This window comes from Streptomyces sp. NPDC035033 (assembly GCF_040636735.1).
Classification (GTDB): Bacteria; Actinomycetota; Actinomycetes; order Streptomycetales; family Streptomycetaceae; genus Streptomyces.
The window spans coordinates 23,744-35,751 of the sequence record NZ_JBEZUZ010000086.1; the positions used below are offsets into that span (position 1 = coordinate 23,744).

At 69.5% G+C, this 12,008-nt stretch carries 8 protein-coding genes; 5 read left to right on the plus strand and 3 right to left on the minus strand.

Annotated elements, in window-relative coordinates:
- Positions 1–3: 3 nt before the first annotated feature.
- The 4 genes from AB0E83_RS27910 (at position 4) to AB0E83_RS27925 (ending at position 3,744) form a co-directional block, all read left to right on the plus strand.
- The gene (locus AB0E83_RS27910) at positions 4–1,005 is read left to right on the plus strand and encodes a hypothetical protein (RefSeq protein ID WP_362117581.1); all 1,002 of its coding nucleotides are present in this window, start codon (positions 4–6) and stop codon (positions 1,003–1,005) included.
- 70 nt (positions 1,006–1,075) lie between these two features.
- The gene (locus AB0E83_RS27915) at positions 1,076–1,477 is read left to right on the plus strand and encodes a very short patch repair endonuclease (protein ID WP_362117607.1); all 402 of its coding nucleotides are present in this window, start codon (positions 1,076–1,078) and stop codon (positions 1,475–1,477) included.
- On the plus strand, positions 1,474–2,445 hold the full coding sequence (gene dcm / locus AB0E83_RS27920) for a DNA (cytosine-5-)-methyltransferase (protein WP_362117584.1): 972 nt from the start codon (positions 1,474–1,476) through the stop codon (positions 2,443–2,445). Before AB0E83_RS27915 ends, dcm begins: the two co-directional genes overlap by 4 nt.
- Positions 2,446–2,511: 66 nt before the next feature.
- A complete protein-coding gene (locus tag AB0E83_RS27925) occupies positions 2,512–3,744 on the plus strand; it encodes a DNA cytosine methyltransferase (protein WP_362117587.1) in 1,233 nt (410 codons plus the stop codon).
- A gap of 8 nt (positions 3,745–3,752) precedes the next feature.
- Here the strand turns inward: AB0E83_RS27925 and AB0E83_RS27930 are convergent, their stop codons facing one another.
- Genes AB0E83_RS27930 through AB0E83_RS27940 form a run of 3 tightly spaced genes read right to left on the minus strand, consistent with a single transcriptional unit; the run spans position 3,753 to position 7,740 of the window.
- Positions 3,753–4,628, minus strand: a complete 876-nt coding sequence (locus AB0E83_RS27930; RefSeq protein ID WP_362117590.1) for a DUF6339 family protein — start codon at positions 4,626–4,628, stop codon at positions 3,753–3,755.
- Entirely contained in the window at positions 4,625–5,617 is a 993-nt protein-coding gene (locus AB0E83_RS27935) for a hypothetical protein (RefSeq protein ID WP_362117593.1), read from the minus strand. The genes AB0E83_RS27930 and AB0E83_RS27935 overlap by 4 nt, the downstream gene beginning before the upstream one ends.
- Positions 5,614–7,740, minus strand: a complete 2,127-nt coding sequence (locus tag AB0E83_RS27940; protein ID WP_362117610.1) for a helix-turn-helix transcriptional regulator — start codon at positions 7,738–7,740, stop codon at positions 5,614–5,616. The genes AB0E83_RS27935 and AB0E83_RS27940 overlap by 4 nt, the downstream gene beginning before the upstream one ends.
- Before the next feature lie 801 nt (positions 7,741–8,541).
- Here AB0E83_RS27940 and AB0E83_RS27945 point away from each other — a divergent pair.
- Positions 8,542–12,008 (plus strand): DEAD/DEAH box helicase family protein (locus AB0E83_RS27945; protein WP_362117596.1); only part of this gene is annotated, 3,467 nt, incomplete at its 3' end.

Sequence of the window (12,008 nt, forward strand, 5' to 3'; positions counted from 1 at the left end):
GGCATGCGCCCTGACTCTCCCGCCGCCCACACCGCCGAAGCCGAGCGTCTCCTGCGCACCGCCGCGCAGTACCCCGGAGACCGGGAACCGCTGACGCTCCAGGCCGCCGCCCACCTGGAACTGGCGGGCGACCGCCCCGGCGCGACGGCCCTCTACGACGACCTCCTGTCCGGCACCCCCGCCGCCCCGCACCTGATCCGCGCCCTCAAGGCGGCCAACCTGTGGGAGTACGGCCACGAGGCCGAAGCGCGCGCCATCATCGACGGCGTCCGCCGCTCCCGCCCGACGGAGGCACCCCCCTGGGAGATCGCGGCGGAGACCCTGGAGGCCCACGACGAGCTGGAAGCGGCGGAGGAGACCCTCACGGAGGCGGCGGCCCTCCTGGCGCCCCCCGGTGACGCGGAGCTCCCCCACCCCACCCGCTCCCTCCTCACCACCCGCCACCGCGTCCGCCGCATGCTGGCCCGCCCGCACGACGACTGGGACACCCGGGCGGACCGCCTCCACCAGGGCAAGATCCCCCTGGACGAACTCCACGACCCGAAGCGCCTCTGGTCCCTCGGCTCCTCGGACCCCGCCGAACTCCAGGCCGAGATCGCCCGCCTCCGCTCCGAACTGGGCACCTACCGCACGGCCCTCTCCCGCCCCTTCCCGGTGGCGGTCCTCCACTGGCCGGAACGAGAACTGACGGAACTCCTCGCGGCCTACCCGGAACTCGAAACGGAGTACCCCACCTACCGCGCCCACCTGACGGACATCGAAGCCTCCCTCCGGGAACTGTCCGCGGCCGGCACCCCCAACCTCGGCATCGTCCGCGCCACCGTCCCCTCCTACGAGGCCTTCGCCGCCTCCGAAGCCACCCACCCCTCCCAGGCGGCCCTCCTCCCCCAGTACGCCACCACCCTCGCCGCCCGAGCCCGCGCCCTCCCCTGGCCCCCCCTCCCCACAGAACAGTGCTGGTGCACCGCGAACCTCCCGTACGAAAAGTGCCACGGCGCGGACTGACCCCTCCGCCCTCCGGCAGAATGCCTGTGTGTCCGAAGCCCTCCCTTCCTCCCCAGGCGTCTCGGCCCGCATGAGCCGGCAGGCCAGCAAGGACACGGCCGCCGAACTCGCGGTCCGTCGCCTCCTCCACGCGGCGGGTCTGCGCTATCGCGTCGAGTACCCCGTCCCCGGCATGCCCCGTCGCCGGATCGACGTGGCCTTCACCTCGGTGAAGGTGGCCGTCCTGATCGACGGCTGCTTCTGGCACGGCTGCCCCGTGCACGCCACGCACCCGAAGGCGAACGCGGAGTGGTGGCGCACGAAGCTCGACCGCAACATGGCCCGCGACCGGGAGACGACCGAACACCTCACCGCCGCCGGCTGGGAGGTGCTCCGCTTCTGGGAGCACGAGGCACCGGGGGAGGTGGCCCTGCGCATCACCGCGGCGGTCGAGCGCCGCAGGGCGTCGAGGACGAGGAGAGGAAACCTGTGAGCCGACTCACGTTCGTCGACGTCTGCGCGGGAGCGGGCGGTCTCGCCCTGGGACTGGAACAGGCCGGCTTCGAACCGACCCTGCTGCTCGACGAGGACCTGGACGCGTGTCGGACCCTTCGGACCAATCGGCCACACTGGAACGTTCTGCAGGCGGACCTTCTGGAACTCGACCCCGGCGAGCATCCGGAGAGCTACGACGTGGATCTGCTGTCCGCGGGACTGCCGCGGGTGAAGTCCAGCGCCACTGCCGCCCGGGCCGGTTCGAGCGAGGAGGAGAAGCTGCTGAGGGCCGCGATCTACCTCGCCCACGCGGTACGGCCTCGGGCGCTGGTCGTCGAGAACGTGCCGACCCTGGTCGACCCGGACGGTTTCCGCGACTTCCACGAATTCGCCCGCGCGGAGCTCGAACACCTCGGTTACGAGTTCGACTGGCTCCTTCTCAACGCCGCCGACTTCGGCGTGCCGCAGGACCGTGGGCAAGGGGTCCTCGTGGCGATCAAGAAACAGTGGTTCAAGGCGTTCCGGCCGCCGTCCCCGACCGTGACGGACCACGTGTCCGTCGGCGAGGCACTCGCGCCGTCCATGCGTTCACGCGGCTGGAAGGACGCCGACCGCTGGGCGGCCCAGGCGATCACCGTGGCCCCCACCCTGGTGGGCGGTTCGAAGAACCGCGGTGGCGCGGATCTCGGGCCGACCGGGTCCAAGCGGAAATGGGAGAAGCTGGGGGTGAACGCTCACTCGCTGGGCGACGAGATCCCGGGTGCCGATTTCGTCTGGGCTCCGGAGGCAGGCAGAGAGGGCCTGGTGAAGATCACCGTGGATCAGGCGGCCCTGCTCCAGGGCTTCCCCGAGAACTGGGAGATCACCGGCAGGAAAACGGCCCGTTACCGACAGATCGGTCATGCCTCCCCACCGCCTGTCGGCGAGGCCATCGGCCGAGCCGTCGCCCGGGCACTCCGCTCCTGAACGCCGACAGCGACCGCCTTCGGCCGGGAGGGCGACCTTGCCCGGCCGGCTACACTGCCCCTTACCATGACCTCAGCGCCCCATTTCCGTGAAAACCAGGACAAACCGCCACTCATTGTCGATCTCTTCGCAGGTCCGGGCGGTCTGGACATCGCGGCTGAAATGCTCGACCTGCCCACGATCGGGGTGGAGTGGGAGAAGTCGACTCGTGAGACCCGACGGGTCGCCGGCCTCCGCTCCACGACGATCCACGACGTGGCGCAGGTGAACCCGCTGGACCCCGAGGTGGCCTCGGCCCGCGTCCTGACCGGAGGACCGCCCTGCCAGACCTACTCCGTGGCCGGTAACCGAGAGGGCCACAAGGCCCTCGACGAGGTGCAGGACCTCGCCGAGCTCGTCGGGCTGAGCAAGACCGTCGGGGAGCTGGAGAAGGCATGGGCGATGGTCGAGGAGCGGGCGCGCATCCTGGAGTGGACCGACGAGCGCACGGGCCTCGTGCTGCAGCCTCTCCGATGGATCGTGGAGAAGCGGCTCAAGAGCGACCCTTACGACACGGTGGTCCTGGAACAGGTGCCGACAGTCCTGCCTGTCTGGAGGAAGTACCGCGACATCCTTCGCGAGCTGGGCTACGACGCGGAGTGCGACATCCTGCACACCGAGGAGTACGGCGTCCCTCAGACACGGCGCAGAGCGGTGTTGATCGCCCGCCGTCGAGGCGGTACGGGACAGTCCCTCGACCTCCCCGACCCGACTCACCAGCGCTACCGCAAGGGAGCGAAGCGGCTCCCCGTGCAGGATTCCGAGACGGCGAACCACGAGGCTCCGCAGAAGCCGCTCTTCGAGGTCGACGGACGGAAACGACCGAAGCAGCCGTGGGGATGGGTCTCCATGCACGACGTGCTCAAGAAAACCCGCCCCGCCGCCTTCGTCGTCCGCTCCAACTACGGGTCGGGCGGCGACCCCGCCAAGCGGGGCCTCCGCACCTCCGACATGCCGTCCGCCACCGTCACCGGCAAGGTGCGCCGGAACAAGGTGTTCGCGCTCAAGCGCGTGCACGAGGACGGCGACATCGAGCTGGGCCCCGAACAGGAGCGCTTCTCCCCGCGCGAAGCCGGTCTGCTGCAGACCTTCCCTGCGGATTACCCCTGGCAGGGCGCCGACATCGCGCAGCAGATCGGCAACGCGATCCCTCCTCTCCTGGCCATCCACATCCTGTCCACGGCCCTGGAACTGGGCGACGACAGGAAACAGCAGGCCATCGAAGCGCTGAGGGCCTGGGTTCCGCCTCGTCGCCCGTAGGGGGAGGATCAGCCTGCCTCCTCCTCGTTCTCCCTCCTGCCTCTGACGGGAGCATCGGCGAACAGTTCTGCGAAATTGTTCGCCAATAGCTCCACCGAACTCTCGGGAGCGGGCTCTTCGGCCGGCCCGGTGGGGAGGGGACGGTGGTGAACGGTGGCCCCGCCCTCTCCCTCCTCGATCCACATCCGCACGGCGTCGCCGTCGCGTGGCACGTCCTGCGCGATCACGTCGTACATCACGGTCGCGGCCGCCGTGTTGACGACCTTGGCCAGGGCGTTCGCGTCCCGCCCCGTCCGCACGACTCCCCTCCGCAGCAGCCGGACCAGGGCCTGGGCCGTGGGGCGGTGGTCGATGACGTCCAGTCTCAGCACCGTGTTGAGCATGTCCTGGTTGCCGCAGGCCAGGACGACCGGTTCGTAGTCGGGCCCGTTCCGGAAGAGTTCGGCCGACCACCAGAGTCGGGCGAACGCCTGCTTGTAGTGAGGCCCTTTGAAGTACTGGGCGTTGACCGTCCTGGTCGTGTCGGACAGGTGTCGCCAGACCACGAAGTCGGGAGCGACCCCCAGAGCCAGGTAGTTCCACAGTGCGGGGTCCGCGGCCTCCGCACGCGTCAGACGAAGGATCGCGTGCAGACGCGGGGCGAGCCAGGCGTCCGCCTGGGTCGGCCGCTCGTCCCGGTGGATGTACATCGCGTCGTCGATCAGGTCGCGGATCGCACGGAGTCGCCGGCGCGGGCTCTCGGGCAGTGGCTCGGTCGCCTGGTTGAGGGCGATGGAGGGAACGTTGTCCTTCCCCGACAACAGGCCGTCCGTGATGAACCGGGCGGCCTCCTCGTCGGCGAGCCGAGCCAGATACTCCGGCAGGTGGTCGGGCTTCTCCGTCATGCCTCGTCCTCACGGTTGAGCTTGTCCAGGCCGCGCACCGTCTCCGAGAGCACCCGCGGCACCTCGGCCCTGCGCATCGCCGCGTACTGGATCCGCGGTTGCAACTCGGTCCACCCCGTGGCACCCACCCGGCGGCGGTGCACCTCGCGCAACGCGTCCTCCAGAGTCCGGTCGGGCACGACATCCGGCAACATCTCGCGGAGCACCTCGCCCTGCCAGCCGTGCGGGAAGAGAGGGGTGCCGTCGTCCTCGATCTCCAGATCACCGATGGCCGAGTGGAACACGGCGGTCCACACCTCGGCGGCCATCTGGGAGACCAACATGGCGTTGACCAGCCCTTCGGGCCTTCCTCCCTCGGCTCCGAGGACGTCGACCATGCCTTCGAAGTCGGTGTTGATGTGCACGGTGGGCACCGCCCCCGAGGCATTCACGATCCAAGGAGCCTCACTGAAGCTCTGCAGCCACCGCGGTCCCTTGGCGAACCCGACCTCCCTGATGTCGAAGCTCTGCTCTCGGGTCGGGACGTCGCCGCGCATATCGACGATCCACTCCTCAGCGGCTTCTCCGACGATGCGGCCGGGAACCCCGTCGACCGTCGCGATCACCTGTACCGTCAGCACGGCGCGGTCCTGGAGGTCCGAGCGCAGCACCTGGAGCTCACCGCGCCAGTCCCTGCCGTCCTCGGTCTCCCTGGTCAGCATCGACGTCACCCGGGTGTTGGTGGTCCGGTCAGTCAACACCGCCACCGCCACGACCTCGGACCAGGGCCCTGCCGGATCGGTGGCTTTCGCGGGGATGGTCGCCGAGACGGTCAGCGTGGCGGTCTCCCAGTCCTCCGTCTCCGCGGCGCCGAGCGCCACGACCCGTTCGATCACGGAACGCGCGCGCGAGTCGAGCTGTTCACGAGGCTGGGCCGGCGCCTTCACACGCACCGAGTCGACGCGCAGGGAGACCGTGCCCCGCAGGCGCGGATAGGGAAACACCTTCACGACGACGACTTCCCTTCTCCGGTGCGCAGTTCGACGACAAGACCACTCAGGCTCGTTCTGACGGCGTGCGTGGCGGGATCGGTCACTCCGCGGAAGGTCGCCGAGCGAGCACCGTCCGAGAAGTGCAGGATGCCGTCGACCACCTGGCAGTTGTCCACACCGACGATCTCGGCCCATTCGATCGTGGGGCGTGGTCCGGACCTCACGTCGAACTTGGCGAGCGGGGCGAGTCGCCATTCGTGACCGCCGGGAGGAATCCTGATCTCGCCGATCACCTGCCAAGCCCCGCCTTCGAGGACGCGTGCGTCGAGTTCCTCGAGGACCGGCATGCTCACCCCCGACAAACGGCGCTTCTTCTTCCCCGAGCCGATGGTCAGCTTGGGAGCCAGCTTCCCGCCTCCCTGCTTGGTCCCCTTCTTGGGGCGGACCACCAACGCCTTGATCGCCGCGTTGGTCTCCCGGGTGAGCCCGTTGATCCTTCGATACGCCGAGGGCGAGTAGGTGAGCGTCAGCTCCTCGGTCTGCCCCCACTTGTTGTGCTCGGGGGGCTCGGCGGCACGCAGGAACTCCTCCGCCTCGGCGGCGAACGGCGCCTGCGGGCCGGCGGCCGTGCCGGCGAGCAGCACGGCCTGGAAGGGGTTGGTGGGCGACAGGCCGGGAACGACCGTGTCGCGCACCGTCATGCGATTGCCGCGCATCGACACGACGCGGTTGAGTCTGATGTCCGCGTCCTCGGCATCCGTGACCAGAAGGACCGCGCGGTGCTCCCCGAGAGAAGAGCGTCCACCGGCTCGCGCGGGCAGATTGAGGGGCACGGTGACGGCGGCGACCTGCCCGGCCTCGGTGAGTCGCTCCACGGTCGTCCCGTCGAGGAACGCCTTCAGGGCCCGCGTCCGGGAGGGCTGGGCGACCATGGGGTCCACGCGCTCCTCCGGAACGACCACGACACCGTTGCGCAAGGTGCGCACGGATGCCTCCAGGAGCGGCAGCCGATCCCCGCCGCCCGTCATCGCGGCCCAGAAGTTCTCTCCCAGGGCCCGTACGAGCCTGTGGTGCATCCGCTGGATGCTGTCGTCGTCCTCTCCCTCGTCGCTGTCGGGCGCGGCACTGTCGTCCGTGAGGCTCGCCACATCATGGGCACCCACGATCAGGAACGAGGTCCCCGGCTCACCGCTCTCGCGCGTCAGGTGGAGGGACGCGACCGTCTCCTCGTCCGCCCACCACGACCGGGCCACTTTTGCTCCCGGCGAGTCGGGGTCCGGGCGACCCCACCAGGCGGGTCCCGCGCACGATTCGCCGTTCACCTGCCGCCACGGCAGGTCGAGGCGTCCGACCAGGCGACGCTCGGTCCGACCCTCGTGCGGTTCCGACAGGGTGGAGTTGATGAGGACGAGCCCGAGCCGGCTGGTCGCCCAGAGGGTCGCCTTCCCGAGGCCGTACGAACCACCGGCCGCGCCGACCGACTTGTGGCTGTCGAGTTGGCGCCTGACGACGGCCGCGAACCGGCCGTCGTCGTAGTCGTCACCGGTGAGCCCCGCCGCGTTGTAGTCGTCCACCCTCAACAGCACGAGGCGGTCACGCTCGTACATGTCGCGCAGCCCCGCGTCGACGACCCTGCCGACCTTCTGATTCTGCTCCCGCACCACTTCGTAGTGCGGGTAGAGGTCGTCCCACTGGATGGCCTCGCGAAAGCGCGCGAGTTCCTCTCCGGTCAGCTCGTGCAGCGTGTAACGCACCCTCACGGGCTGACCGTTGGCAGTGATCCGCTCGTCGAGACTGTTCTGGCAGGTCTCACGGGCCAGGACCGACACATCGGCGTCGAAGGCGAACGCCGCCGCGTTGCCCAACTCCCGTCCCCTGTCCGCGTGTCCGGGGCGGTGGTACCACCCCACGGGGAGGCCGGCCCGGGTGTCGGTGGTGCGGGTGTGCACCGTGGCCAGATCTGTGTTCAGGGCTCGCGCGATGCGTTCGATCGTCTCGGAACGAGGGGTCGCCCTACCGGTGATCCAGGCCGAGACCGCGGCGCGCGTCACGTCCACGGCCAGGGCCAACTCGGTCTGGGTCATGTCGGCGAGCTTCAACTGCCGCGCCAGCCATGGACCGAAGTCCTCTCCTGCTTCCACGGTCACCTGCTCTCGGATACTGCTCCGCCTGTCTTGCGCAGCAGTCCCCACCCTACTCCGTCTTTGACAGATCACCCCATGTCAAACGGCCTTTGACGCCAACCCGCGGGCCGGAATCCGTCGACCGGAAACCCATCCGCCCCCTTTGGACCACCCCATCCCTTTTTGCACCGTTTCGGATCCGCAAAGAGTTCCACCCCCTTGCACACTCCCGACGCGGCCGAGTACATTCCCTCCCGGCGGCCCCACACGCCTCGGAAGAAACGTATTTCCGATGCCCTTGGTAGAAGTGTGCCGCCTTCTCTTTTTTCGCTTTCGGCGGCAGCACATGCGATGACGCCCACGAATTCTTCGCGTGGCGCCGTGATTTCGTCCTTCTCACCCGCGATCGCAGTCTTTCCGAGAACTCGGCATGCGGCCGGAACCGCCCTCGTCGGCACACCGTCTACGCCACCAGCCGCACCAAGCCCGCCCCTTGCCATCAGGCCGCTGCTCCAGGATCGGAGTCCCGTGTCCCCCGAACCGTCCCCTGTGCTCGCAACCGTGATCGAGCAATCCTCTCGCGTCCTCCAGACGTACGCCGTCGACCCCGGCCTCATTCCGGAGCATGCGAACGGGGAAAGGCGCATCACCCAGGGCGGATACGGAGACCGTCAACTCTTCGAACTGGTCCAGAACGCGGCGGACGAAATCGCCGCGGAGCCCGGCGGATCCGTCCATGTCGTCCTCACGGACACCCATCTCTATTGTGCGAACGAGGGAACCCCCGTCACCCCGGAGGGCGCCGAGACAATTCTCCGCATGAGCATGTCGCGCAAACGCGGAGGGCAGATCGGGCGCTTCGGCGTGGGAGTGAAGTCCGTACTCGTCGTGACCGACGCCCCTCAATTCTTCAGCAGCACCGGGTCCTTCGGCTTCGACCGCGAGTGGGCCCACGCGCAGATCCGCTCCGTCGCCGGAGTCACCGCCCAGCTGGGCGAGGAGTTCGAAGCTCCTGTGCTCCGGATGGCCCGACCGTTGGACGACGCCGCCGAGCGTGCCGCCGATCCCGTTCTCGACGAACTCCTCGACTGGGCCACCACCGTCGTACGTCTGCCCCTGCTCGACGGAGCCGCCGAGCGGCTCGGACAGGACATGCACGGCGGCTCCTCGACCGGTGGTCGGGAGGAGTTCCCCGTCGGCTTCCAGCTCTTCTCCCCGCACGTCGCCAAGGTGGTCCTCGAGGACCGCCGTCCGCGCCCCGTCGTACGCCGGACCCTCACCGTCGAACGTGACCGGGAACTGCACACCGTGCGGGAGGAACGCCCCGGCAACCCGCCCTCGGACAACAGGTGGCGGGTGTTCACGCTCACCCACGAGCCCACCGCGGCCGCCCGTTCCAGCGCGGGCGAGCTGCACGACCGGGTCGCCCTCGACATCTCGTGGGCCGTGCGCGAGTACGAGAAGGAGGCCGGCGGGCTCCTTTCCTCCCCCAAGGGCCGGGGACGCTTCTGGTCCTTCTTCCCCACCAAGTACGAGATGACGCTGAGCGGCATCCTCAACGGCGCCTGGAAGACCAACGAGGACCGGCAGAACCTGCTGGACTCCTCGCCGTTCAACCAGGAGATGATCCGCGTGGCGGCCCGACTGGTGGTCGAGTCGCTGCCCGAGCTGGCCCCCGTCGAGGACCCTGCCGCCTACCTCCCCCTCCTCCCCGGCCGACCCCGGGAGTCCGAGACGGTCAGCTGGGCGGACCGCTACCTCACCGAACAGATCTGGGAGGCCACCGCCCACCGCCCCTCGCTGCCGGACCAGGACGGCCGCCTGCAGGTGCCGCGGGACCTGAACATCCACCCGTCCCTGGGCAAGGACACCAAGTCGGTGATCGGCTGGCTGACCCTGTGGAACTCCTACCCCGGCCGGCCCGCGAACTGGCTGCACCCGTCGGCGGAGGCCGACGCCCTCCGTGCCGGCAAGACGGACCACATCCTCAAGGCCGCCAAGCGCGAGCGGGCCTCGGTACGTGAATGGTTGGAGGCCCTGGTCGCCGACGGCACCGCGGCGGCGTCCGCCACCGCCGTCCGCATCGTCGCAAGCATGATCCAGTCGTCCTCGCCGTACGCGGACGAGGCCCGGAACGCACGGATCGTGCTGACCGAGGAGCACGGCATGGTCGCCCCGGTCGTCGGCAAGGTGTTCCGACGCACCGATCAGGACGGACTGCGCGAGTCCCTCGTCTACATCGACAGCGCCCTGTCCGACGACCTGTCGCTCGCGAGCGCCCTCACCGCCCTCGGCATCCGCGAGGCCGATGTCCGAGGACGCTTCGTCAGCGTCCTGGAGCAGGGGTTCGGGACGTACGGGCCTCAGGAGTGGACGCGCTTCTGGGAGCTGTTCCACCAGGCCGGCAGCAGTCACCTGTCGCACGAGGTGCTCCAGCGGGTACCCCACCCACGGTCCGCACTGTACGTGCGCACCGCGGACGGGCGCTTCCGGCCGATGCGGGACTGCCTGCTGCCCGGTCCGGTCGTGACTCCGGAGTCGGATCCCGGCATCGCCGTGGACGCCCGGTTCCACTCCGACGACATGGCCTTCTTCCGCGAGGTGGGCCTGCGTGACCGGCCGACGGGAGGCCACCGCCCCGAGGAGGAGGCGTGGTTCGACCAGTACCGGGAGTCCCTGCACAAGGCGTACTGCGCGTCCCTGCCCAACCAGGCGGCCCGTCCGACCCTCGCCAGGATCAAGCTGGAGGGCGCAGCGGTCGGCGGTCCCCTGCATCTGCTTCCCGAGCTCTCCGACGAGGCCCGTGCCCGGTTCCTGAGGGCGCTGCCCGAGGACGCTCTCGTCGACAACTGGACCCTCCAGGCCGGGGCCCAGGTCAGCACCCGACGCGCCGTGGCCTCCCCGATCCGGTGGATGCTCATGCGGCACGGTCTGGTCCCGACCTCCCACGGGCTCCGCCGGGTCGCCGAGGCAGTGGGCCCCCAGCTCTCCGCGTACGGCGATGTCCTGCCGGTGGCGGACATCAGCCCCGAGAAGGCCCGCAAACTCCGACTCCCCACCAGTGTCGAGGACGTGCCCGGCTCGTTCTGGGACCAGCTCCAGGAGAAGCTCCAGCAGAGCGAGGACGACGTCTTCGTCGGCAACACGTACGTGCTGCTGACCCGTCTGGAAGTGCCCTTCCCCGAGGACACGCTCACCCGCTGCCGCGTCGGCGACGCATGGGAGACCCGCCCCGACGGCGAGATCGCCGTGGCCTCCTCCCAGAGGGAGTACCGGGCTCTGCGGGACGAGCGACTCCCCGCCCTGCTGACCGCGTCCGCCGAGGACGCCGCGCTCCTCGTCAAGCAGTGGGGAATGCTGCCGTACGCCGACGTGATCAGCCGCGAGACGCGGAGCGAGAGCGCCGGCGATCCGATACCCCTCAAGGAGGCGTATCCCACGCTGCGCCAGATGCGCGGCTCGCAGGTGGACCAGTACACCCTGCAGCGGTGCAAGGTCCTGGAGGAGGTGACCCGTACCCCCAACGGCATGCAGCCACGGACCCTGAACAGCAGCCTGCGCGGCTCCACCGTCCTCGTCCTGGAGCCCTCCGACGCGCTGGAGACCCTGATGGCCGTGGACCGCGAACTCCGATGGAACATGGGCGAATCCGGTTGCCGGCAGGTCCTGGAGGCCCAGCGCCGCCAGGAGGAGGACCAGAAGGTCAAGGACGCCTTGAAGGCCGTGCGCGAGGCCACCGACGTGGAGACGAAGCTGCTCCTCCTCCTGGGCGCCGAAGCCCTGCGGGACCGGCTTCCCCCGGGCCTCATGGAGAGCGAGCGGGCGGAGAACGGCGGAAAGGAGCCCGACGGCCACCGCATCGCGCGGATGGCGTTCAACGCCCACGAGGACAGCATCCTGCAGGTCCACGCCCGCGACCTGCAGAACCTCTACCCGAGCCACGCCCCCTCGTCCTTCACCGGCGCCTCCACCGCGGTGTCCTTCGTGGCCGATCTCCGGTTCCCCGGCTCGTTCGCCGGCTTCCGGACCCCGTCGCTGGCTCCGCAGATCGAAGTGGACGGGCCGCAGGACTTCCCGCGCCTGCACGACTACCAGGAACGGCTCGCCGCCAACGTGTTCACCATGCTGGACCGCATCGTTCCGCAACGCGGCATGCTCTCCCTGCCGACCGGCGCGGGCAAGACCCGGGTCACGGCGGAAGCAGTGATCCGCTGGGTGAAGCAGGCGGGCGAACTCGACGGACCGATCCTGTGGATAGCCCAGACCGAGGAGCTGTGCGAGCAGGC